The organism is Pseudomonas fitomaticsae, assembly GCF_021018765.1.
GTDB classification, from domain to species: domain Bacteria; phylum Pseudomonadota; class Gammaproteobacteria; order Pseudomonadales; family Pseudomonadaceae; genus Aquipseudomonas; species Aquipseudomonas fitomaticsae.
Window position 1 is genome coordinate 6,422,892 of record NZ_CP075567.1, and the last position, 22,604, is coordinate 6,445,495.

The window sequence follows — 22,604 nt, forward strand, 5'->3', positions numbered from 1 at the left end:
ATAGGCGTACATCCTACCTGCTATGCCGGTCGCTGGCAGCCCGTCACTGCTTACTTGGCTGCATTCGCCTGACCTTTTCCGAGATTTGCCCTGGCCTGCAGGCCGACAAACAGCGGTTCGAGGATCGGCGCCACGAAGCGCGCACCGACTTCCGACAGGTGATTGTCATCGGTGTACAGCGAGTAACCACCGAGCTCGGCACGGCACAGGCCGCTTTCATCGCACAGCTTCGGCGCCGGATCGATGACTCGCACCGCCGGGTCTTTTGCCAGATCGGCGAACAGCTGACTGATGAACGCCTGGCGCTTGTGGTGTTCGGCGACATTCAGCCCGACGTCATCCACCGGGCGATCCAGCATCGCCAGCCGCGTCAGGCGGTACGGCGGACTGAACGCCTGCAACGGCACCTCTTTCACCAGCCAGACCCGATGCCCGCCTGCCCGCAACTGCGCCACCCGTGCACGAAGGCCTTCGGCCAGACGCTGCTCGGCGATGACCCGGTCGTAATGTCCGTCGGCTGCTTTCAATGCGTGATCCAGGCCACTTTTCGTGTCGCCATAGAGATACAGGCTCCAGCGCGCGACCAGCACCACATCGCTGACGTTCTGCGGCTTGAGTGCCTGTTCGACCCGCTGATTGAACCGTGCGCAGCGGGCGTCATGTTCAATTCCCGCCACCGGAACGCAACCGGCCGAACTGGCGAGGATTACGCTGACACCATGGGCTTGGGCGCCATCGTCGAATATCGGAATCAGCGCCGTGGCATGGCTGTCACCCCAGACCAGCGCACGTGACGGGCGGTCCTGCTGGCCGTAGCGGCAGAACAGTTTGTCATCCGGCGTCTTGTCGTCGGCCAGGCATGCCATCAGTTCCGGCCGCCATTCGCGGCCCTTGGCGTATTGCAGCGCCTGATCGGACAGGCGCCACGGCAGGCCATCGGTCCAGCGCAGGGTTTGCCCTGCCAGCCCGAGCACCAGCACGCCGCAGGCACCCGCCAGGAGAATCTGCCGACGCCCGGCCAGCAAACGCCGCTCGCGAAACGGCGTCTCGACGAATTTCCACGACAGATAACCCAGCACCAGGGTCAGCAGGATCAGCCCGGCACTGTCGAAGGCGCTCGGTTCCTCGACGCTGGCGTAGCTGGAAAACACGAACACCGGCCAGTGCCACAGGTACCAGGAATAGGAAATCAGACCCAGGCCGACCATGACACGGCTGCTCAAGAACTGGCCCACCCAGGTCTGGCGATGACCGTTGGCCAGGATCAGCAGCACCACGCCCAGTACCGGCAACAATGCGGCCGCGCCGGGGAACGGTGTGCGCTTGTCGAAACCGGCGATGGCCAACAGAATCAGGCCCATGCCCAACAGGCTCAGCCCCTGCGCCGCCACCGGCTTGAGGCGCCACGCGTGTTTCGGCGCAATCGCGAGCATCGCACCGGCCAACAGCTCCCATGCGCGCATCGGCAACAGAAAGAAGGCTTTTTCCGGGTGATGATGGACCGCCCAGACGCTCAACCCGAACGACACGAGCAGCACACCAAACAGCGCCAGCCGCCAGTGTTTCAAGCGGCTCGACATCAGGGTCAGCAACAGCGGGAAGACGATGTAGAACTGCTCCTCCACCGCCAGCGACCAGGTATGCAGCAGCGGTTTGAGATCAGAGGCAACATCGAAATAGCCGTCCTGGCGCATGAACAGGATGTTCGAGACGAACATCACCTGATAGCGCACCGAGCGCCCGAGTTCTTCGTAGTCCTTGGGCGCCAGCAGGAACCAACCCACCGCCAGCACCGCAATGATCATCGCAAACAGCGCCGGCAGAATCCGCCGCGCTCGCCGCGACCAGAACTCGACGAAGCTGAACCGGCCGGCCTGGCGCTGGTTCCAGATGATCGATGTGATGAGGTAGCCGGAGATCACGAAAAACACGTCCACGCCGACAAAACCGCCGGTAATTCCGGGGACGCCAAAATGGAACAACACCACGGCAATTACAGCGACTGCGCGCAAGCCGTCGATATCCCTTCGATAAGCGAGTGTGCTCATAAATCTTTAATGCCAATCATATGGTTGTTTTTTGTACAGCCTTCCCATCACGAGCGCTGTTTCCTGTTGTGCCAACCCACTGACCTTAGCTGATCGAAAACCTCCCATTATTTGTACAAAAAACAGGCAAAAAAAATGGCGCCCCCTGAGGGACGCCATTTCTGGACTCGACCGACGATGTTACTTGCGCTTCATCGACAGGAAGAATTCGTCGTTGGTCTTGGTCGTTTTCAGCTTGTCGACCAGGAACTCGATGGCGGCGACTTCGTCCATCGGGTGCAGCAGCTTGCGCAGAATCCACATACGCTGCAGTTCGTCGTCGGCAGTCAACAGCTCTTCGCGACGGGTACCGGACTTGTTGATGTTGATGGCCGGGAACACACGCTTCTCGGCGATACGACGGTCCAGTGGCAGCTCCATGTTGCCGGTGCCCTTGAACTCTTCGTAGATCACTTCGTCCATCTTCGAGCCGGTTTCAACCAGCGCGGTGGCGATGATGGTCAGCGAGCCGCCTTCTTCGATGTTGCGCGCAGCGCCGAAGAAACGCTTCGGTTTCTCCAGGGCATGGGCATCGACACCACCGGTCAGCACCTTGCCGGAGCTCGGGATCACGGTGTTGTAGGCACGGGCCAGACGGGTGATGGAGTCGAGCAGGATCACCACGTCTTTCTTGTGTTCGACCAGGCGCTTGGCCTTCTCGATCACCATTTCAGCCACTTGCACGTGACGGGTCGGCGGCTCGTCGAAGGTCGAGGCAACCACTTCGCCGCGCACGGTGCGCTGCATTTCGGTCACTTCTTCCGGACGTTCGTCGATCAACAGCACGATCAGGTGAACTTCAGGATTGTTACGGGCGATGTTCGCTGCGATGTTCTGCAGCATGATCGTTTTACCGGCTTTCGGCGGTGCAACGATCAGACCGCGCTGGCCTTTGCCGATCGGAGCGCACAGGTCGATCACACGACCGGTCAGGTCTTCGGTGGAACCGTTGCCGGCTTCCATCTTCATGCGCACGTTCGGGAACAGCGGGGTCAGGTTCTCGAAGAGAATCTTGTTCTTCGCGTTCTCAGGACGATCGAAGTTGATCGTGTCGACCTTGAGCAGGGCGAAATAACGCTCGCCTTCCTTCGGAGGGCGGATCTTGCCAACGATGGTGTCACCGGTGCGCAAGTTGAAACGGCGGATCTGGCTCGGCGAGACGTAGATGTCGTCAGGGCCAGCGAGGTAGGAAGCGTCAGCGGAGCGCAGGAAGCCGAAGCCGTCCTGGAGAATCTCCAGCACGCCATCACCGGAGATTTCCTCACCGCTTTTAGCGTGCTTTTTCAGCAGGGAGAAAATCACGTCCTGCTTGCGCGAACGGGCCATATTTTCTATGCCCATCTGTTCGGCCAATTCGAGCAGTTCGGTAATCGGCTTTTGCTTGAGTTCAGTCAGATTCATATAGGAATGACGTAATCATTTATGGAGGGGGGAAATTAAGCTTTTGGCTTAATGAGGCCGCGCCGCGGAGAAGGCGACAGGATCGCGTACTTATTCGAAAAGGAGTGCGTCGGCGACGGCTAGCAGGGGGCAGTGGAGAAACCAGTGCGGGGCCGAATGTATCACCTGAGTTTCGGAGCGTCTAGCCCTGAATACGCAAAAAGCCCCGCAATTTGCGGGGCTTTTTGAGGACAATCTTTACAGCGACGCTTAGATGTTGGCGTCGAGGAAAGCAGCCAGTTGCGACTTCGACAGAGCGCCGACCTTGGTCGCTTCCACGTTGCCGTTCTTGAACAGCATCAGGGTCGGAATACCACGAACGCCGTGCTTGGCAGGGGTTTCCTGGTTTTCGTCGATGTTCAGTTTGGCAACAGTCAGCTTGCCTTTGTAAGTCTCTGCAATCTCGTCCAGAACCGGAGCGATCATTTTGCAAGGGCCGCACCATTCAGCCCAGTAGTCGACCAGGACAGCGCCTTCGGCCTTGAGTACGTCGGCTTCGAAGCTAGCGTCGCTAACGTGTTTGATCAGATCGCTGCTCATGGAATTCTCCAGGTTGTAAGCAAAAAAACGTGGCCCATCATAGCCGCCCTTCCCTTGTTCAGGAAGCCGCAGATGATTGAGTCTTGCTATGGCACTCGATGAGTTTGGGTATAGCTCAAGTCACGCGCTGGCGGGGGCGATGAAGGAAATTCCGGTGCGCAGCGCCGCGTTGCGCACATGCTCCTGCATGGCTTTCTGCGCGGAGGCGGAAGCCCGGCGGGCCAGGGCGCGGAGGATCTTGCGGTGTTCCTGCCAGGTTTCCATGGCCCGTTCGGCACGGATGAACGGTAGTTTCTGGCTCTCCAGAAAGATGTCGGCGCTGGCGGTGAGGATGCTCAGCATCGCCTGATTGCCGCTGGCCAGCAGGATCCGCCGGTGGAATTCGAAATCCAGTTTCGCCGCCGCCTCGAAGTCGCCGGCACGCAGTTGCTCGCGCATGGCGGCGACGTTGTCTTCCAGTTCGTCCAGATCAAACGTGCTCAGCGTCACCGCCGCCAGACCCGCCGCAAAGCCTTCCAGCGCGTAGCGCAACTGAAAGATTTCCAGCGGCGAAGCCTGGGCTGCAAACGGCCAGGCCGGTGCACCCTCGCCGCGCGGCAACTCGACCGGCGCCTGCACGAACACACCTTTGCCCGGCTGAATGCTGACCACACCCAGCGCACTCAAGGACGACAACGCCTCACGCAACGACGCGCGACTGACGCCCAGCTGAACCGCCAGATCCCGTTGCGAAGGCAGCGCATCGCCGGGGCCGAAGCCCTGCTCGGTAATCAGTTTGCGGATCGCTTGCAGCGCCACTTCGGGTACGGCGCGGGAGATCGAGTTCATGGTTTTCCAGATGGACCAGGCCAAGGTGCGGCCAGTTGTAAAGCTATTCGAGGCATCAGGCAAGTCGTGCCCCAGCGGGGTTCGACGGTGCGCGTCGATGCGCTATCGCAGTGCGAAACCCGACCTGACTGTTCAGACCAGTAAGACCGAACAAACCCGCTAAACCCGTGGCTTTGCGGGACCGAACCGCTGTCTTGGCACGGCCCGTGCTCTGTCCGATCGCAGAATTCACTTCCCGCCGATCCGGAGATTGTTCATGACGAAGCGTTACAGCGCCCTCCTCGCCGCCCTGTTTGCCGGTCTGATGCTGAGCCAGGCCCCCGCCCATGCCGACGGTCTGGATGACGTGGTCAAACGCGGCACCTTGAAAGTCGCGGTGCCTCAGGACTTCCCGCCGTTCGGTTCGGTCGGCCCGGACATGAAGCCGCGCGGCCTTGATATCGACACCGCGAAACTGCTGGCCGAACAGCTCAAGGTCAAACTCGAACTGACCCCGGTCAACAGCACCAACCGCATTCCGTTCCTCACCACCGGCAAGGTCGACCTGGTGATTTCCAGCCTCGGCAAAAACCCCGAGCGCGAAAAAGTCATCGATTTCTCCCGTGCCTATGCGCCGTTCTACCTCGCCGTGTTCGGTCCGCCGGACGCAGCGGTCAGCACCCTCGACGACCTCAAGGGCAAGACCATCAGCGTCACCCGGGGCGCCATCGAAGACATCGAGCTGACCAAGGTCGCTCCCGAAGGCGTGACCATCAAGCGCTTCGAAGACAACAATTCGACCATCGCCGCCTACCTCGCAGGGCAAGTCGACCTGATCGCCAGCGGCAACGTGGTGATGGTCGCAATCAGCGAAAAGAATCCGAAACGCGTCCCCGCGCTGAAAGTGAAGCTCAAGGATTCGCCGGTCTACGTCGGCGTGAACAAGAACGAGCCGGCGCTGCTGGGCAAGGTCAACGAGATCCTGGCCACCGCCAAGGCTGACGGCGCGCTGGAAAAGAACGCGCAGACCTGGCTCAAAGAGCCGCTGCCGGCCGACCTCTGACCGGAGACGCGGGAGACTTTCATGGCCTATCAGTTCGATTTCTTGCCGGTGGTGGAAAACACCGACCTGCTGCTGCGCGGGGCGTTGTTCACCCTTGAGCTGACGGCCATCGGCGCGCTGCTCGGGGTTGGCGTGGGTATCGTCGGGGCGCTGGTGCGGGCGTGGGAGATCCGCCCGTTCTCGACGATCTTCGGCGTTTATGTGGAGTTGATCCGCAACACGCCGTTCCTGGTGCAGCTGTTCTTCATCTTCTTCGGCCTGCCGTCCCTCGGCGTGCAGATTTCCGAGTGGCAGGCGGCGGTTCTAGCGATGGTGATCAACCTCGGTGCGTACTCGACCGAGATCATCCGCGCCGGCATCCAGGCGATTCCGCGCGGCCAGCTGGAAGCCGCGGCGGCATTGGCGATGAGCCGTTTCGAAGCGTTCCGCCATGTGGTGCTGTTGCCGGCGCTGGGCAAGGTCTGGCCGGCGCTGAGCAGCCAGATCATCATCGTCATGCTCGGCTCGGCGGTGTGTTCGCAGATCGCCACCGAGGAGTTGAGCTTCGCCGCCAACTTCATTCAGTCGCGCAACTTCCGCGCGTTTGAAACCTACGCCCTGACCACCCTCATTTATCTGTGCATGGCGCTGCTGATCCGTCAGCTGTTGAACTGGCTCGGCCGCCGTTACCTGTCGAAAAGCAGCGCAAGGAGCAGCCAATGAGCGACTTCACGTTCTGGGACATCCTGCGCAACCTGCTGACCGGCCTGCAATGGACGCTGGCGTTGTCGCTGGTGGCGTTCATCGGCGGCGGGATCGTAGGGTTACTGATCCTGATCATGCGCATCTCGAAAAACCCGCTGCCCAGCAGCATCGCCCGCACCTGGATCGAACTGTTCCAGGGCACCCCGCTGTTGATGCAGCTGTTTCTGGTGTTCTTCGGCGTGGCGCTGGCCGGGGTGGAGATTTCGCCGTGGATGGCGGCGGCGATTGCCCTGACGCTGTTCACCAGCGCCTACCTGGCAGAGATCTGGCGAGGTTGCGTCGAGGCGATTCCCAATGGTCAGTGGGAGGCTTCGTCGAGCCTGGCATTGAATCCGCTGGAGCAACTGCGCTACGTGATCCTGCCGCAGGCGCTGCGCATCGCCGTGGCGCCGACCGTGGGTTTCTCGGTGCAAGTGGTCAAGGGCACTGCCGTAACCTCGATCATCGGTTTCACCGAGTTGACCAAGACCGGCGGCATGCTCGCCAACGCCACCTTCGAACCGTTCATGGTCTACGGCCTCGTCGCCCTGGGCTACTTCCTGCTCTGCTACCCCCTGTCCCTCAGTGCGCGCTACCTGGAAAGGAGACTGCATGCCTCTGCTTAGAATTTCCGCCCTGCATAAATACTACGGCGATCACCACGTGCTCAAAGGCATCGACCTGAGCGTCGAGGAAGGCCAGGTGGTGGCGATCATCGGCCGCAGCGGCTCGGGCAAGTCCACCCTGCTGCGCACCCTCAACGGTCTGGAGTCGATCAACGACGGTGTGATCGAAGTCGACGGCGAATACCTCGACGCCGCCCGCGCCGACCTGCGCAGCCTGCGACAGAAAGTCGGGATGGTGTTTCAGCAGTTCAACCTGTTCCCGCACCTGACGGTGGGCGAAAACGTGATGCTCGCACCGCAGGTGGTGCAGAAAGTGCCCAAGGCCAAGGCGCAAGAGCTGGCGCGGCGGATGCTGGAGCGCGTGGGTCTGGGTGAAAAGTTCGATGCCTTCCCCGAGCGTCTATCCGGCGGCCAGCAGCAGCGCGTGGCGATTGCCCGGGCGCTGGCGATGTCGCCCAAGGTGCTGTTGTGCGACGAGATCACCTCGGCGCTGGACCCGGAACTGGTCAACGAAGTGCTGAGCGTGGTCCGCCAGCTCGCGAAAGAAGGCATGACGCTGATCATGGTCACCCACGAAATGCGCTTCGCCCGGGAAGTCGGGGACAAACTGGTGTTCATGCATCAGGGCAAGGTGCACGAAGTGGGGGACCCGAAAGTGCTGTTTGCCGATCCGCAGACGCCGGAGCTGGCGAACTTCATTGGCACTGTGGAAGCAACTGCCTGAAGGATTTTCAGGGACTTTTTTGGCCTCATCGCGGGCGAGCCCGCTCCCACAGGGTTCTCTGGCGGGATACGGTTTTGTGTTCGACACGAAACCTGTGGGAGCGGGCTTGCCCGCGAATGGCCGCGCCGCAGTCTTGAGACTTTATGCGCTGAATCAAGGGTTTGAACCATGCGCGTTGGCGGCAGCGTTTGATCGTGGCACGATGTCGGGGTTATCGACCGAGACCCCCTGACCATGCCCCAATCCCAAGCCAAGAATCTGTCCCTGATCGCCGCGATCGACCTGGGCTCCAACAGCTTCCATATGGTCGTGGCCAAGGCCCAGAACGGCGAAATCCGCATTCTCGAGCGGCTCGGTGAAAAGGTTCAACTGGCCGCCGGCATCGACGATGAGCGCCAGCTCAACGAAGAATCCATGCAGCGCGGGCTCGACTGCCTCAAGCGCTTTGCCCAACTGATCAACGGCATGCCGTTGGGCGCCGTGCGGATCGTCGGCACCAACGCCCTGCGCGAGGCGCGCAACCGTGGCGAGTTCATCCGCCGCGCCGAAGAAATCCTCGGCCATCCGGTGGAAGTCATCTCCGGCCGTGAAGAGGCCCGTCTGATCTACCTTGGCGTGTCCCACACCCTCGCCGACACTCCAGGCAAACGCCTGGTCGCCGACATCGGCGGCGGCAGTACCGAATTCATCATCGGCCAGCGTTTCGAACCGCTGCTGCGCGAAAGCCTGCAAATGGGCTGCGTGAGTTTCACCCAGCGCTATTTCAAGGACGGCAAGATCACCCCGGCCCGCTACGCCCAGGCATACACGGCGGCGCGGCTGGAAATCATGAGCATCGAACACGCCCTGCACCGCCTGACCTGGGATGAGGCCATCGGCTCCTCGGGCACCATCCGCGCCATCGGCCTGGCGCTGAAGGCCGGCGGTCACGGCACCGGCGAAGTGAATGCCGAAGGTCTGGCGTGGCTCAAGCGTCGCCTGTTCAAACTCGGCGATGTCGAAAAAATCGATTTCGAAGGGATCAAGCCTGATCGCCGCGCGATTTTCCCGGCAGGTCTGGCGATTCTCGAAGCGATCTTCGACGCCCTCGAACTGCAACGCATGGATCACTGCGAAGGCGCGCTGCGTGAAGGCGTGCTGTATGACCTGCTGGGCCGCCATCACCACGAAGACGTGCGCGAACGTACGCTGACCTCGCTGATGGAGCGCTACCACGTCGACCTGGAACAGGCCGCACGGGTTGAGCGCAAAGCCTTGCACGCCTTCGATCAAGTCGCCGTGGACTGGGAGCTGGACGACGGCATCTGGCGCGAACTGCTGGGCTGGGCAGCGAAAGTGCACGAAGTCGGGCTCGACATTGCGCACTACCACTACCACAAGCACGGCGCCTACCTGATCGAGCACTCGGACCTCGCCGGTTTCTCCCGCGAAGACCAGCAGATGCTCGCCCTGCTGGTGCGTGGCCACCGCCGCAACATCCCCAAGGACAAGTTCGCCGAGTTCGGCGACGACGGCGACAAGCTGATCCGTCTGTGTGTGCTGCTGCGTTTCGCCATCCTGTTCCACCACATTCGTGGCACCCAGGCGATGCCGCAGGTTGCGCTGCATGCCAACGGCAACAACCTCGATGTGGAATTCCCGGAGAACTGGCTGGATGAAAACCAGCTGACCCAGGCCGACTTTGGCCTTGAGGCCGAGTGGCTGACCCGGGTTGGCGTTGTCCTGACCGTGCACTGAGTAACGGGCAGGCACAAAAAAGGCGATCCGGATGGATCGCCTTTTTTATGCCTTTGAAACCTGCGGTCAGCTACTGACCGGCAGAATCGGGCTGCCCAAGCGCTCCAGCAACGTCGCCTGGGCACTGCGCGGGTTCTGGTTGCCGGTCGGCGTGTTGCGGATGTAGCGGCCGTCCGATTGCAGGCTCCAGCTGTGGGTGTTGTCGGTCAGGTACAGCTCCAGCTCTTTCTTGACCCGGGTCAGCAGCTTCTTGCCTTCCACCGGGAAGCAAGTCTCGACGCGCTTGTCGAGGTTGCGCTCCATCCAGTCGGCACTGGACAGGAACATCTGCTCCTCGCCACCGTTGAGGAAGTAGAACACCCGGGTGTGCTCGAGGAAGCGGCCGATGATCGAGCGCACGTGAATGTTGTGCGAAACCCCGGCGATGCCCGGACGCAGGCAGCACATGCCGCGCACCACCAGGTCGATGCGCACGCCGGACTGGCTGGCCTTGTACAGCGCGCGGATGATCTTAGGATCGGTCAGCGAGTTGAACTTGGCGATGATGTGCGCCGGCTTGCCGTCGAGCGCGAATTGCGTTTCGCGGGTGATCATGTCGAGCATGCCCTTCTTCAGGGTGAACGGCGCATGCAGCAGCTTCTTCATGCGCAGCGTCTTGCCCATGCCGATCAACTGGCTGAACAGTTTGCCGACGTCTTCGCACAAGGCGTCGTCGGAAGTCAGCAGGCTGTAGTCGGTGTACAGACGGGCGTTGCCGGCGTGGTAGTTACCGGTGCCGAGGTGCGCGTAACGCACGATCTCGCCCTGCTCGCGGCGCAGGATCAGCATCATCTTGGCGTGGGTCTTGAAGCCGACCACGCCGTAGATCACCACTGCACCCGCCGCTTGCAGACGGCTGGCCAGTTGCAGGTTGGATTCTTCGTCGAAGCGCGCACGCAGCTCGATGACCGCCGTCACTTCCTTGCCGTTACGCGCGGCGTCTACCAGCGCATCGACGATTTCCGAGTTGGCGCCGGAGCGGTACAGGGTCTGGCGCACGGCCAGAACGTGCGGGTCCTTGGCGGCCTGGCGCAGCAGGTCGACCACCGGGGTGAACGACTCGAACGGGTGCAGCAGCAGGATGTCCTGCTTGCTGATCACGCTGAAAATGTTCTCGCTGTTCTGCAGCAGTTTCGGAATCTGCGGCGTGAACGGCGTGTATTGCAGCTCCGGATGGCTGTCCAGACCGGTGATGCTGAACAGACGCGTCAGGTTCACCGGACCGTTGACCTGATACAGCTCGGTCTCGCTCAGGTTGAACTGCTTGAGCAGGTAGTCCGACAGGTGTTTCGGGCAGGTATCGGCAACTTCCAGGCGCACGGCATCCCCGTAACGACGGGAGAACAACTCGCCACGCAGGGCACGGGCCAGGTCTTCGACGTCTTCGGAATCGAGCGCAAGGTCGGCGTTTCGGGTCAGACGGAACTGGTAGCAGCCTTTTACCTTCATGCCCTGGAACAGGTCATCGGCGTGGGCGTGGATCATCGACGACAGGAACACATAGTTGTCGCCAGGGCCGCCGACTTCTTCCGGCACCTTGATGATCCGCGGCAGCAGACGCGGTGCCGGGATGATCGCCAGACCGGAGTCGCGACCGAAGGCGTCGATGCCTTCGAGCTCGACGATGAAGTTCAGGCTCTTGTTCACCAGCAACGGGAACGGGTGCGTCGGGTCGAGGCCGATCGGGGTGATGATCGGCGCGATCTCGTCGCGGAAATAGCGGCGCACCCAGGTCTTTAGCTTGGTCGTCCAGTTGCGACGACGGATGAAGCGCACCTGATGCTTTTCCAGCTCCGGCAGCAGGATGTCGTTGAGGATCGCGTACTGGCGGTCGACGTGACCGTGCACCAGCTCGCTGATGCGGGCCAGTGCCTGATGCGGTTGCAGGCCGTCGGCGCCGGCCTGTTCACGGGCGAAGGTGATTTGTTTCTTGAGGCCGGCGACGCGGATTTCGAAGAATTCGTCGAGGTTGCTGGAGAAGATCAGCAGGAACTTCAGCCGCTCCAGCAACGGGTAGGACTCGTCCAGCGCCTGTTCCAGCACGCGGATGTTGAACTGCAGTTGCGACAATTCACGGTGGATGTACAGGCTGCTGTCATCCAGGCCGGGAATCGCGATCGCCGGAACCGCCGCGGCGGGCTCGGTTGCCGGCGCGGGTGGCGCAGGCTCCAGTTCCGGCGGGGTTTCGGTAATCTGCTCGACCACGGGTTGAGCTTCTTTTACGGCAACTTCAGTGAGTCCTTCGGTATTCATCGAATGTTCCTGGGAGGGCTATTTCTGCTCTCGTAACAATTGAGCGGCACGGACAGCAAAGTAAGTCAGGATGCCATCAGCGCCGGCACGTTTAAAGGCGGTCAGGGATTCGAGGATCACGCCTTCGCTCAACCAGCCATTCTGGATTGCCGCCATGTGCATGGCGTATTCGCCGCTGACCTGATAGACGAAGGTCGGCACTTTGAAGGCATCTTTTACCCGGAACAAAATGTCCAGGTACGGCATGCCGGGTTTGACCATGACCATGTCCGCGCCTTCAGACAAGTCCGCGCCCACTTCGTGCAGCGCTTCGTCGCTGTTGGCCGGGTCCATCTGATAGGAGGCCTTGTTCGCCTTGCCCAGGTTCGCGGCCGAACCCACGGCATCGCGGAACGGGCCGTAATAGGCGCTGGCGTACTTGGCCGAGTAGGCCATGATCCGCACGTTGACGTGACCGGCCAGCTCCAGCGCTTCGCGGATCGCCTGAATGCGGCCGTCCATCATGTCCGACGGGGCAACCACCTGGGCGCCCGCAGCGGCGTGGGACAAGGCCTGTTTGACCAGTGCATCGACGGTGATGTCGTTCTGCACATAGCCTTCTTCATCGAGTATGCCGTCCTGACCGTGGGTGGTGAACGGGTCGAGGGCGACGTCGGTGATCACGCCCAGCTCGGGGAATCGGTCACGCAGCGCGCGGGTGGCGCGCTGGGCAATACCTTCGGGATTCCAGGCTTCGGCGGCATCGAGGGATTTGAGTTCGGGCGGGGTAACCGGGAACAACGCCAGCGCCGGAATCCCCAGTTCGACCCATTTGGCGGCTTCTTCAAGCAGCAGGTCGATGGTCAGGCGTTCGACACCCGGCATCGAGGCCACCGCTTCGCGGCGGTTTTCACCGTCGAGCACGAACACCGGCAGGATCAGGTCATCGACCGTCAACACATTCTCACGCACCAGCCGCCGGGAAAAATCATCACGGCGATTGCGACGCAGGCGGGTGGCAGGGAACAGACGGTTGGCTGGGGTAAAGCTCACGGCAGACTCCTGAGCCCGCGCAAACGGGCGAGCGTGACAGTTATAGACGGCCATTATGACGAACAGATGACAGTTGTGTGAGACCTGTGACGTGTAGTCGCATTCCATTCTCAGCGTAGGAATTGTTCACGTCGAGACACATTTCGACACTTTCCTGAATGTGTCCGAAGGGTTAGGCTGCGCGTTCATTTCGCCAGCACCCAGACAATGCTCCAACAATTTCTGCATGACTTCGGCTACTTTGCCCTGTTTCTCGGCACGTTTTTCGAAGGCGAAACCATCCTGGTGCTCGCGGGCTTCCTCGCGTTCCGTGAATACATGGACATCAAACTGGTGGTGGTCGTAGCGTTCTTCGGCAGCTATGCCGGCGATCAGCTGTGGTACTTCCTGGGCCGCAAGCATGGGCGCAAATTGCTGGCGCGCAAACCGCGCTGGCAGATGATGGGCGACCGCGCGCTGGAACACATCCGCAAGCACCCGGACATCTGGGTTCTGAGCTTTCGCTTCGTGTACGGCCTGCGCACGGTGATGCCGGTGGCGATCGGCCTGTCGGGCTATCCGCCGGGACGTTATCTGCTGCTCAACGGTATCGGCGCCGCGATCTGGGCCACCGCCCTGGCCGCTGCCGCCTACCACTTCGGCGCTGTGCTCGAAGGCATGCTCGGCAGCATCAAGAAGTATGAGTTGTGGGTGCTGGGCGCGCTGCTGGTGCTCGGCCTGGGCCTGTGGCTACGCCGCCGGTTCAAGAATGCCCGGCTGGCGAAAAAGGTCTACGAAGAAGAGCAGGCCGAGCAACTGGCCAAGGCCGAACGGCACCAAGCCGAAATGGCCAAGTCCGTCGACCCTAAGACGCCAGCCGAGTAAGTCGCTGGCGGCAGCAATACAGCCCGATGCCGCTGAGCAGGCTGTAACTGAGCAGGCCGACCCATATTCCCGGGCTGGCCGGCCACAGCCCGACCAGCGGCGCCAGCCACACCAGCGGCAGGTTCGATGCCAGCCGCAGCACTTCCATCTTTCCCGCCCACGGGCGATTCTCCAGGGCCACGCCCAACACGAACAAACCGAACGCCACCACGCCCCAGCCGAGCAGCAATGCAGCGGTGGGCAAACTGCGTTCCAGATTCAGCAGATAACTGCCCAGCGCCACATACACGCCGAACTGCAACCCCACGTACCACTGCTGACGACTGTCCAGGGGCACCTCGAATTTGCGGAACTGGCTCAGGTCCGGCTTGCTCATCGGGTACTTCGCCGCGACGTCCGCCGGGCGCCAGCCGGTGCGCATGAACCAGATCCGGATCTTGTCCCACACGCGTTCGGCCCGGCGCGCGTCATCCCATAGCTGCACGTAGAACTGCAGGTTGGCCCACAACGGATTCCAGCTCGCCAGCGGCGTGGTCACGCCGAAAATCACCGGCTCGTTGTCGTCCTCTTCCTGGAACGAGCCGAACATACGGTCCCAAATAATGAACACCCCGCCGTAGTTGCGATCCATGTAGAGAGCGTTCTGTGCATGGTGGGCCCGATGATTGGACGGCGTGACGAAGCACCACTCGAACCAGCCGAGCTTGGGAATGTGCCGGGTGTGGACCCAGAACTGATACAGCAGATTCAGCGCCGCGACAGTGACGAACACCAGCAACGGCACCCCGAGTACCGCCATCGGCAGGTAGAAAATCCAGCCCAGCAGAAACCCGGTGCTGGTCTGGCGCAAGGCCGTGGAAAGGTTGTAGTCCTCGCTCTGGTGATGCACCGAATGCGCGGCCCAGAGGATGTTGCGTTCATGGCCCATGCGATGCAGCCAGTAATAGCAGAAGTCATACAAGACAAAGGCAAACACCCAGACCCAGACGCTGTCCGCGGGCAACCTGACCAGCGCCAGATGCTCCAGGGCAAACGCATAGGTCACCAGGCCCACACCCTTGGTCAACAGGCCGGTGGTGGTCGACAACACCCCGGTGCTGATGCTGTTCACCGCATCGGCCAGGCGATAGTTGCTCACCCCGCGGCAGCGGTCGGCGATGAGCTCCGCCGCCATCAATACGAAGAAGAACGGCACCGCATACAGAATGAAGTTCATGTCGCGCCCTGATCGAGATCCGTGTGGACAGATCCTAGGTGTAGCCGCGGCTTGCCCCTATGGCAACGAACGCCAATTTAGTGGACATTTAACGCCATGAATCTGGAGAGAAACCCATGAGCAAAAAAGTTGCAGTGATCCTGTCCGGTTGCGGCGTGTACGACGGCGCCGAGATCCACGAGAGCGTCATCACCCTGCTGCGCCTCGACCAGCGCGGCGCCCAGGTGCAGTGCTTCGCCCCGAACATCGCGCAATTGCATGTGATCAACCACCTGACCGGTGAAGAAATGCCTGAATCGCGAAACGTGCTGGTGGAATCGGCACGCATCGCCCGGGGCAACGTCAAGGATCTGCGTGAGGCCGATGTCGAGGACTTCGATGCGCTGATCGTGCCCGGCGGTTTCGGTGCAGCGAAGAACCTGTCGAACTTCGCCATCGAAGGCGCGGGCTGCACCGTGCAGCCGCAAGTGCTGGCGCTGGCCGAAGCCTTTGCCGAAGCGGGCAAGCCGGTGGGCCTGATCTGCATCTCGCCGGCGCTGGCCGCGAAGATCTACGGCCCGGGCGTGATCTGCACCATCGGCAACGACGCCGACACGGCCGCCGCCATGAACAAGATGGGCGCCACCCACGAAGACTGCGCGGTGACCGATATCATCGAAGACAAGGCGCGCAAACTGGTGACCACCCCGGCGTACATGCTGGCGCAGACGATCAGCGAGGCGGCTTCGGGGATCAACAAGCTGGTGGACCGCGTCCTCGAATTGACCCACGAAAACGACGTCTGACCTCTTGGTCGAATACAAAACCAATGTGGGAGCGGGCTTGCTCGCGAAGACGTCAGGTCAGACACCGATTCGTTGAATGACACACCGCCTTCGCGAGCAAGCCCGCTCCCACAAGGGATTTGTGTAATGTTCAGGGTTTGCGGGTGAGCCTGGTGAGGATCCGATCCAGCGCATTGGCGAACGCCTGCTTCTCCCGGTCACCGAACGGCGCCGGGCCACCGCTGACCTGGCCCTGTTCACGCAGGTCGGTGAACAGGTTGCGTGTCGCCAGCCGCTCGCCCATGTTCTGCGCGTCGAACTCCTTGCCTCGCGGGTCCAGCGCTGCAACACCCTTCTTCACCAGCCGGTCGGCCAGCGGGATGTCGCTGCAGATCACCAGTTCGCCCGGCACTGCGTGCTCCACCAGATAATCATCCGCCGCATCCGGGCCACTCGGCACCACGATCAGCTTGACGATCGCCAGCGCCGGTTTGCTCTGCGGCTGCCCCGCCACCAGCACCACTTCGAAGCGGCGCTTGAGGGCGAACTTCACCACCAGCTCCTTGGCCATCTTCGGGCAGGCGTCGGCGTCGATCCATACGCGCATCATCTCAAGCCGCCACGCGGCGCTTTTCCGCCACCCAACTGCGGCCATACAGCACGATGATCGCCGCAATCGCCACGGCCTGCGCCGTCAGCGAATAGGCATCGGCGTGAATCCCCAGCCAGTCGAAATCGAAGAACGCCACCGGCCGGGTGCCGAAGATCCCGGCTTCCTGCAACGCCTTAACGCCGTGGCCCGCGAACACCACCGACAATGCACAGAGCAGTGCTGCGTTGATGCTGAAGAACAGCGTCAACGGCAGTTTCGCCGAGCCGCGCAGGATCACCCACGCCAGACCGAACAGCAGCACCAGCGCCGTCGCACCGCCAGCGAGTACCGCGTTATGCCCGGCGGGACCGGCCTGCAGCCACAGGGTTTCGTAGAACAGGATCACTTCGAACAGCTCGCGGTACACCGAGAAGAACGCCAGGATCGCAAAACCGAAACGCCCGCCTCCGCCCACCAGACTCTGCTTGATGTAATCCTGCCAGGCCGCCGCGTGCCGACGGTCGTGCATCCACACCCCGAGCCACAACACCATGACGCTGGCGAACAGCGCCGTGGCGCCTTCGAGCAGTTCACGCTGGGAGCCGCTGACATCGATCACATACGCCGCCAGCGCCCAGGTGCCGAGGCCGGCGAGCAGCGCCAGCCCCCAGCCGACGTTGACGCTGCGCACCGCCGATTGCTGGCCGGTGTTGCGCAGGAACGCGAGGATCGCCGCCAGCACCAGAATCGCTTCCAGACCTTCGCGCAGCAGAATCAGCAAGCCGGAGATGTAGCTCAGCGACCAGCTCAGACCATCGCTGCCCAACAGGCCGGCGGATTCCTTGAGTTTGGCCTTGGCCGCGTCCAGACGCTGCTCGGCCTGCAACACCGGCAAGCCGTCCTGCAGCGATTGCCGATAGGCCATCAGGGATTTTTCGGTGTCCTTGCGTACGTTGGCGTCGACGTTGTCCAGCGAACTCTCGACCAGTTCGAAGCCTTCCAGATACGCCGCCACCGACAGGTCATAAGCCTGATCGTGCTCACCGGCGCGGTACGCCGCCAGGCTCTTGTCCAGGGTCGCGGCGGTGTAGTCGAGCAACTGCGCCGGACCGCGCTTGACCTGCGGCGGCTGCGCCCGCTGGACACGGAAGATCGCGGCGGCTCCAGGGCCTTCGGCGGCCTGCACTTCGGCCGGGGTCTGGCGGGCCAGGTCGGCGATGTTGTAGGTCTTGTCGGATTTGGCCGTGGCCGGATCGGCGCTGAACTGTGCGATATAGGTCGCCAGGTCCCAGCGCTGACGATCGTCCAGTTGATCGGCGAAGGCTGGCATGTCAGTGCCTTCCACGCCTTGGCCGAGGGTGCTGTAGATCGCGTAGAGGCTCAGGTGATCCATCCGCGCAGCGTCGCGCAGATTGGCCGGTGCCGGCGTCATGCCGAGACCCGCCGGGCCGTCGCCGGCACCCGTGTCGCCGTGGCACACCGAACAGTTTTGCGCGTACAGCGGCGCACCACGGGTCGGGTCGGGGGTGATGATCGGGGCCTGGCTGACTTCATAGGCCACCGCCAGTTTCGCCCCCAGTTGCCGGGCCTGACGGGCTACTTCCGCGCCGTCCTGTTTCGCCGTGATCGCGGCGTGCAAGGCAGTGACGCCCTGCTCCAGCGCCGCTTTCTCCGGTTTGGCCGGCAGGCCGGCGATCAGCCCTTGCAGCACCTGGGTGAATTCCAGTTGCTCACGGTATTCGCCATCGTCGATGACCTTGCCTGAATCCACCGTCGGCGGGTAATCGGCGCTGATGTAATCGAGCAGGTGCAGCGCTTGCGGCGCGCCTTCCACGGTGTCGGCCAGCAGATTGAAGCTGCTCAGGGCGCACAACGGGAACACCAGCCAGGCCAGGAATCGGGACGCGGCAGTCATGAATGAGTCTCAAGTGGAAATGCGAAGTTACATATTGTTCACGTCGTGGAAGATTCCCTCAAGCTTTCTTGGTGTTTCACCCTGCGGCCAATCAAATAGCCATCATCCGACCCTATAATCCGCTACCTCACTTGCGCCTATCGATCAAGGAAGTCTCCACGCCATGCGCCACAGCTTGCTCCTGCCCCTGTTGATCGCTGTCGTTGTCCAACTGAGCGGCTGCGGTGCGTATCGCAATTACGACCTGGAACTGGAGCAGACCTCCGACCAGTTGAAGGCCGGCAACATCGATGCCTCACTTGCCCTGATCGAGGCACACAATCCGGACGAAGAAAAAGACCTGCTCTACTACTTCGAAAAAGGCTCCGTACTCAGTGCCGGGGGTGAATTTGCACAGAGCCAGAACGCATGGCGCAGTGCCGAGAAAATAGTCATTGAGCGCCAGGACGCCATCGAGACGACGGGAGACAAGTTGCTGGCCGCGATGGGTGACCACTGGGGCAGCATCATCAACGACAAACTGCGCCGCTACGATGGCTACGACTACGAAAAAGTCATGCTGACCACGCAAATGGCCCTGAACCAGTTGGCCGTGAATGACTTCGACGGTGCCCGTGCGGATATCAAGAAAACCCACGAACGCGAAGCGTTGATCGCCCGGCAACGAGAGCGGGAATACGAGCGTGTCGAGGAGGCCGCCAAAAACCAGGGCGCGCGGGTGCATTACAAGGACTTGCAGGGTTACCCGGTCGTCATGCTGGACTCGCCTGCAGTCATCGCTCTGAAAAACGGCTATCAAAGTGCATTCAGTCACTATCTCGCCGGTTTCACCTATGAAGCGCTCGGGGAAAAAGATCTTGCTGCGCCGGGTTACCGGCAGGCGATCGAACTGCGGCCGGACATGGCGTTTTTTCAACAGGCCTTGCGCGATCTGGACGACCCGGGACGCAAAGCCGATGAAAGCGACGTGCTGATCATTGTGCAAAGCGGTCTGGCACCGGGCCGCAGTTCGGTCCGCGTGCCTTATCCCGTGAAGCTCGCGGACGGTCAGGTCATCGTCGCCAATGTGTCGTTTCCGGTGATGGTGGCGGACACGTCCACTGCACCGATCAACCAGCTCGGCATCGACGGACGGCAACAAAAGCTGATTGCGGTCAACAGCATCACTGACATGTCTCTGCGCACCCTGCGTGACGATATGCCCGGCATTATTCAACGCACGACGTATCGGGCATTTCTGGCGGCTGACGTTCAGGGCACCGACAACCGGAGAAACCCGGCCAAGGCCTCTTACGTCACCCGATACGACGGTTTCGAACAGGCGGACACCCGCGTCTGGCGCACGCTGCCGAACCTGACTCAGGTCACGCGCCTGCGCCTGAAAAAAGGCGACCACCTGATCAGCCTGCCAAACGCACCGGGGACTGCGCCGCTGAGAATCCGAATCGACCAGAACCATCAAGTCATTGGTGTTCGCGTCCTGGGCGACCGGGTATTTGCCAGCGGGAGTGCTTTCCAGACTGCCGATTCAGCGGCAGCCCGCGTGGTATCCGGCCTGAAATAAGTAATGGCACCTAACTGACCGGTGCTATTAAAAAGCTATTACATAGCCAGCATCGCCCGCTTATAATGCCGCGCCCGCGCTATCGCGTTGCGGCATTAAAGCTCCTCTTGTTATGAGGAATTGGCAGGAGGCCAGCGCCCCTGCCGATCGGTCCCAGCAGCCCGACCCGCACCCGAGGCTGTCGCTACTCATGGAAGAAGTACCCCATGGCATTTCGCGCCCCTACCCTGATCGCGCTCAGCGCTGTCACCCTGCTGTCCGGCTGTTCGGCGTTTCGCAACTACGATTCCGAACTGGCCCAGACCAACCAGCAACTGGCTACCGGCAACGTCGACGCCGCCCTGACCCTGCTGGAAAAGAACAACACCGGCCCGGACAAGGACCTGCTCTATTACTTCGAGAAGGGTGAACTGCTGCGCGCCAAGGGCGATCTGTCCGGCAGCCAGAATGCCTGGACCAGCGCCGACCAGGTGGTGGGCAAGTGGGAAGACTCGGTCAAGCTCGACACCGACAAGTACCTGGCCCAGTTCGGCAGTTTCCTGGTCAACGACAAGGTGCGCCGCTACGAAGGCTACGACTACGAAAAAGTCATGCTGACCACGCAGATGGCCCTGAACCTGCTGGCGGTCAATGATTTCGACGGCGCCCGCACCGCGATCAAGAAGACGCACGAACGTGAAGCGGTGATCGCCGACCTGCGCGACAAGGAATACCTCAAGAGCGAAGAGGAAGCCGAAAAGGAAGGCATCAAGACCGAGTACAAGGACTTGCAGGGCTACCCGGTCGCCAGCCTCGACGCGCCGGAAGTGGTCGGCCTGAAAAACAGCTACCAGAGTGCGTTCAGCCATTACCTGGCCGGTTTCGTATATGAAGCCCTGGGCGAGAAAGACCTCGCTGCGCCGGGCTATCGCAAGGCTGCCGAGCTGCGCCCGAACACCCCGCTGCTGGAGCAGGCGCTGGTCAACCTCGACAAGCCGGTCAAGAGCGACGACAGCGACATCCTGATCGTGGTGCAAAGCGGCCTGGCGCCGGCCCGCGACTCGATCCGAGTGCCACTGCCGCTGCCGATCTCCAACAACGTAGTAATCACTCCGCTGTCGTTCCCGATCATCAAACCTGACACCTCCACCGCGACATTCGCGCAGATCGGTGTCGATGGCCAACAGGTCGACCTGACCGCACTGAACAGCACCACCGCCATGTCCCGCCGCGCCCTGCGCGATGACATGCCGGGGATCATCCTGCGCACCACCGTGCGTGCGATCACCAAGGGTGTAGCGCAGAAGAAGATCAACGAAACCAACCCGCTTGCCGGTCTGGCGGTCGGTATTTCTTCAGCTGTGCTCGAAGGTGCCGATACCCGTACGTGGCGCACCCTGCCGGACACCACACAAGTGGTCCGTCTGCGTCTGAAAAAGGGCGAGCACCAGGTTACTCTGCCGAGCGCCGTCGGTGGTTCTCAGGTCAAGGTCACCGTCGATCAGCGTTACCAGGTGATCACCCTGCGCGCCGTCGGCAATCAGGTATTCGCCGCAGGCCTCGCCGCCCACGTGACCCCGAGCGCTGGCGCCACCGCCGTGGCCAGCCTCAAACAACCTTAAGAACGGAGTCTTTGCATGCGCTTCAAACTCATCGCCGTCGCCGCCCTCGCCCTTTTGGCGAGCGGCTGCGCCACCCCGCCACCACCTGAGCCGGGCAGCGCCGCGAGCAAGGTCGTGGCCATGGGCCCGCAGAAACACATCGTGGTCGGCGCGATGCGCGTGGCCCGCGAAAACGGTTTCATGACCGTCAACGTGCAGTTGAGCAACACGCTCAACAGCAACAAGACGTTCTACTACCGCTTCGCCTGGCTCGGCGCGGAAGGTTTCCCGATCGCCGAAGAAGAAGTCTGGAAGAGCCAGATGATGTACGGCGCCCAGACCAGCTTCATCCAGGGCATCGCCCCGACGCCGAAAGCCGTGGATTTCCGTCTGGAACTCAAGACGCCTTAAGCCCGACACCCTATTCCCGATTCAGAGAGCATTCCCATGTTTGCACGCTTTTCCTTCATCGCCGTCCTCGCCCTGCTGGCCTCCGGTTGCGCCAACACTTCGCCGACCCTGGGCAGCAAGAACATCAGCTACGGCGACACCAAGGCCGTTGAAACCGTGACCAACGAGTTCGGTTCGACCGACCTGCAGATGATCGCCGAGTCGATGACCCGTTCCCTGGCCCAGTCCGGCATTCTGCAGGGTCGTCCTGTGGTGCAGGTCTACGACGTGAAGAACAAAACCAGCGAATACATCGACACCCGCGAAATCACCACCAGCATCAAGACCCAGCTGATGAAGTCCGGCACCGCCCGTTTCGCCAGCGACAACACCGCGATGCAGAGCCAGGTCGACCAGCTCAAGCTGCAAAACCAGAGCGGCCTGTACAAGAAGAGCACCGTGGCCAAGACCGGCAACATGATCGCCGCAAAATACCGTCTTGAAGGTTCGATCAGCTCGATCGTCAAGCGCAGCAGCGACTACAAGGACGTCTTCTACAAATTCAGCCTGCAACTGATCGACGTTGAAAGCGGTCTGGCCGAGTGGATGGACGAGAAAGAGATCCGCAAAACCACGGAGCGTTAATCG

The 22,604-nt window shown here is 61.5% G+C and carries 20 protein-coding genes; 11 read left to right on the forward strand and 9 right to left on the reverse strand.

What is annotated here, in order from left to right; genetic code table 11:
• Positions 1-50: 50 nt before the first annotated feature.
• The 4 genes from KJY40_RS29240 to KJY40_RS29255 form a co-directional block, all read right to left on the reverse strand.
• Positions 51-2,048 (reverse strand): acyltransferase family protein, encoded by a 1,998-nt coding sequence (locus KJY40_RS29240; protein WP_230734142.1) that lies wholly within the window; start codon positions 2,046-2,048, stop codon positions 51-53.
• Between the two features lie 180 nt (positions 2,049-2,228).
• Positions 2,229-3,488, reverse strand: a complete 1,260-nt coding sequence (rho, locus tag KJY40_RS29245) for a transcription termination factor Rho (protein ID WP_007951825.1) — start codon at positions 3,486-3,488, stop codon at positions 2,229-2,231.
• 249 nt (positions 3,489-3,737) lie between these two features.
• A complete protein-coding gene (gene trxA / locus KJY40_RS29250; protein WP_003206727.1) occupies positions 3,738-4,067 on the reverse strand; it encodes a thioredoxin TrxA in 330 nt (109 codons plus the stop codon).
• 120 nt (positions 4,068-4,187) lie between these two features.
• Positions 4,188-4,895, reverse strand: coding sequence for a FadR/GntR family transcriptional regulator (locus tag KJY40_RS29255; protein ID WP_230734144.1), 708 nt, complete (start codon positions 4,893-4,895; stop codon positions 4,188-4,190).
• 256 nt (positions 4,896-5,151) lie between these two features.
• Here KJY40_RS29255 and KJY40_RS29260 point away from each other — a divergent pair, with 256 nt between their 5' ends.
• The 5 genes from KJY40_RS29260 to ppx all read left to right on the forward strand — a co-directional run bounded on the left by KJY40_RS29260 (position 5,152) and on the right by ppx (position 9,747).
• On the forward strand, positions 5,152-5,937 hold the full coding sequence (locus tag KJY40_RS29260; protein ID WP_085689913.1) for a transporter substrate-binding domain-containing protein: 786 nt from the start codon (positions 5,152-5,154) through the stop codon (positions 5,935-5,937).
• Between the two features lie 21 nt (positions 5,938-5,958).
• On the forward strand, positions 5,959-6,639 hold the full coding sequence (locus tag KJY40_RS29265; RefSeq protein ID WP_230734146.1) for an amino acid ABC transporter permease: 681 nt from the start codon (positions 5,959-5,961) through the stop codon (positions 6,637-6,639).
• Complete coding sequence (locus tag KJY40_RS29270) at positions 6,636-7,286, forward strand: amino acid ABC transporter permease (protein WP_007951832.1); 651 nt, start codon at positions 6,636-6,638, stop codon at positions 7,284-7,286. Before KJY40_RS29265 ends, KJY40_RS29270 begins: the two co-directional genes overlap by 4 nt.
• Positions 7,273-8,010 (forward strand): amino acid ABC transporter ATP-binding protein, encoded by a 738-nt coding sequence (locus tag KJY40_RS29275; RefSeq protein WP_011336491.1) that lies wholly within the window; start codon positions 7,273-7,275, stop codon positions 8,008-8,010. Before KJY40_RS29270 ends, KJY40_RS29275 begins: the two co-directional genes overlap by 14 nt.
• Positions 8,011-8,244: 234 nt before the next feature.
• Entirely contained in the window at positions 8,245-9,747 is a 1,503-nt protein-coding gene (gene ppx, locus KJY40_RS29280) for an exopolyphosphatase (RefSeq protein WP_230734148.1), read from the forward strand.
• A gap of 66 nt (positions 9,748-9,813) precedes the next feature.
• On the opposite strand, the gene ppk1 is transcribed toward ppx, so the two are convergent.
• Positions 9,814-12,039, reverse strand: a complete 2,226-nt coding sequence (ppk1, locus tag KJY40_RS29285; protein WP_230734150.1) for a polyphosphate kinase 1 — start codon at positions 12,037-12,039, stop codon at positions 9,814-9,816.
• Positions 12,040-12,057: 18 nt separating this feature from the next.
• Positions 12,058-13,071, reverse strand: coding sequence for a porphobilinogen synthase (hemB, locus tag KJY40_RS29290; protein ID WP_007951836.1), 1,014 nt, complete (start codon positions 13,069-13,071; stop codon positions 12,058-12,060).
• A 207-nt stretch (positions 13,072-13,278) separates the two neighbouring features.
• Here hemB and KJY40_RS29295 point away from each other — a divergent pair, with 207 nt between their 5' ends.
• Positions 13,279-13,935, forward strand: coding sequence for a DedA family protein (locus KJY40_RS29295; protein WP_230734153.1), 657 nt, complete (start codon positions 13,279-13,281; stop codon positions 13,933-13,935).
• On the opposite strand, the gene KJY40_RS29300 is transcribed toward KJY40_RS29295, so the two are convergent.
• Positions 13,916-15,151, reverse strand: a complete 1,236-nt coding sequence (locus tag KJY40_RS29300; protein WP_230734155.1) for a sterol desaturase family protein — start codon at positions 15,149-15,151, stop codon at positions 13,916-13,918. The two genes, KJY40_RS29295 and KJY40_RS29300, sit on opposite strands and share 20 nt — an antisense overlap.
• 116 nt (positions 15,152-15,267) lie before the next feature.
• Here KJY40_RS29300 and elbB point away from each other — a divergent pair, with 116 nt between their 5' ends.
• Positions 15,268-15,936 (forward strand): isoprenoid biosynthesis glyoxalase ElbB, encoded by a 669-nt coding sequence (gene elbB, locus KJY40_RS29305; protein ID WP_230734157.1) that lies wholly within the window; start codon positions 15,268-15,270, stop codon positions 15,934-15,936.
• 130 nt (positions 15,937-16,066) lie between these two features.
• On the opposite strand, the gene KJY40_RS29310 is transcribed toward elbB, so the two are convergent.
• Positions 16,067-16,522 carry a YaiI/YqxD family protein gene (locus KJY40_RS29310; RefSeq protein ID WP_065258237.1) on the reverse strand — a complete coding sequence of 152 codons (456 nt, stop codon included), beginning with the start codon at positions 16,520-16,522 and terminating at the stop codon, positions 16,067-16,069.
• A 4-nt stretch (positions 16,523-16,526) separates the two neighbouring features.
• The gene (locus KJY40_RS29315; RefSeq protein ID WP_230734159.1) at positions 16,527-18,422 is read right to left on the reverse strand and encodes an FTR1 family protein; all 1,896 of its coding nucleotides are present in this window, start codon (positions 18,420-18,422) and stop codon (positions 16,527-16,529) included.
• A 163-nt stretch (positions 18,423-18,585) separates the two neighbouring features.
• Here KJY40_RS29315 and KJY40_RS29320 point away from each other — a divergent pair, with 163 nt between their 5' ends.
• From KJY40_RS29320 to lpoB, 4 genes are all read left to right on the forward strand, one after another.
• Positions 18,586-19,986, forward strand: a complete 1,401-nt coding sequence (locus KJY40_RS29320) for a COG3014 family protein (RefSeq protein WP_230734161.1) — start codon at positions 18,586-18,588, stop codon at positions 19,984-19,986.
• A 206-nt stretch (positions 19,987-20,192) separates the two neighbouring features.
• Positions 20,193-21,587: a COG3014 family protein gene (locus KJY40_RS29325; RefSeq protein WP_085606055.1), complete on the forward strand. Its 1,395-nt coding sequence runs from the start codon at positions 20,193-20,195 to the stop codon at positions 21,585-21,587.
• A gap of 15 nt (positions 21,588-21,602) precedes the next feature.
• Positions 21,603-21,977, forward strand: coding sequence for a YcfL family protein (locus KJY40_RS29330; RefSeq protein ID WP_064379914.1), 375 nt, complete (start codon positions 21,603-21,605; stop codon positions 21,975-21,977).
• A gap of 36 nt (positions 21,978-22,013) precedes the next feature.
• Complete coding sequence (gene lpoB, locus KJY40_RS29335) at positions 22,014-22,601, forward strand: penicillin-binding protein activator LpoB (protein WP_007951848.1); 588 nt, start codon at positions 22,014-22,016, stop codon at positions 22,599-22,601.
• Positions 22,602-22,604 lie beyond the last annotated feature (3 nt).

Coding starts and splice junctions, on each gene's coding strand:
- rho (WP_007951825.1), bottom strand. CDS start 3,488: ATGAATCTGACTGAACTCAAGCAAAAGCCGATTACCGAACTGCTCGAA.
- KJY40_RS29295 (WP_230734153.1), top strand. CDS start 13,279: ATGCTCCAACAATTTCTGCATGACTTCGGCTACTTTGCCCTGTTTCTC.
- KJY40_RS29275 (WP_011336491.1), top strand. CDS start 7,273: ATGCCTCTGCTTAGAATTTCCGCCCTGCATAAATACTACGGCGATCAC.
- KJY40_RS29325 (WP_085606055.1), top strand. CDS start 20,193: ATGGCATTTCGCGCCCCTACCCTGATCGCGCTCAGCGCTGTCACCCTG.
- elbB (WP_230734157.1), top strand. CDS start 15,268: ATGAGCAAAAAAGTTGCAGTGATCCTGTCCGGTTGCGGCGTGTACGAC.
- KJY40_RS29300 (WP_230734155.1), bottom strand. CDS start 15,151: ATGAACTTCATTCTGTATGCGGTGCCGTTCTTCTTCGTATTGATGGCG.
- KJY40_RS29240 (WP_230734142.1), bottom strand. CDS start 2,048: ATGAGCACACTCGCTTATCGAAGGGATATCGACGGCTTGCGCGCAGTC.
- KJY40_RS29315 (WP_230734159.1), bottom strand. CDS start 18,422: ATGACTGCCGCGTCCCGATTCCTGGCCTGGCTGGTGTTCCCGTTGTGC.
- lpoB (WP_007951848.1), top strand. CDS start 22,014: ATGTTTGCACGCTTTTCCTTCATCGCCGTCCTCGCCCTGCTGGCCTCC.
- KJY40_RS29260 (WP_085689913.1), top strand. CDS start 5,152: ATGACGAAGCGTTACAGCGCCCTCCTCGCCGCCCTGTTTGCCGGTCTG.
- KJY40_RS29255 (WP_230734144.1), bottom strand. CDS start 4,895: ATGAACTCGATCTCCCGCGCCGTACCCGAAGTGGCGCTGCAAGCGATC.
- KJY40_RS29320 (WP_230734161.1), top strand. CDS start 18,586: ATGCGCCACAGCTTGCTCCTGCCCCTGTTGATCGCTGTCGTTGTCCAA.
- trxA (WP_003206727.1), bottom strand. CDS start 4,067: ATGAGCAGCGATCTGATCAAACACGTTAGCGACGCTAGCTTCGAAGCC.
- KJY40_RS29270 (WP_007951832.1), top strand. CDS start 6,636: ATGAGCGACTTCACGTTCTGGGACATCCTGCGCAACCTGCTGACCGGC.
- ppx (WP_230734148.1), top strand. CDS start 8,245: ATGCCCCAATCCCAAGCCAAGAATCTGTCCCTGATCGCCGCGATCGAC.
- ppk1 (WP_230734150.1), bottom strand. CDS start 12,039: ATGAATACCGAAGGACTCACTGAAGTTGCCGTAAAAGAAGCTCAACCC.
- KJY40_RS29330 (WP_064379914.1), top strand. CDS start 21,603: ATGCGCTTCAAACTCATCGCCGTCGCCGCCCTCGCCCTTTTGGCGAGC.
- KJY40_RS29265 (WP_230734146.1), top strand. CDS start 5,959: ATGGCCTATCAGTTCGATTTCTTGCCGGTGGTGGAAAACACCGACCTG.
- KJY40_RS29310 (WP_065258237.1), bottom strand. CDS start 16,522: ATGCGCGTATGGATCGACGCCGACGCCTGCCCGAAGATGGCCAAGGAG.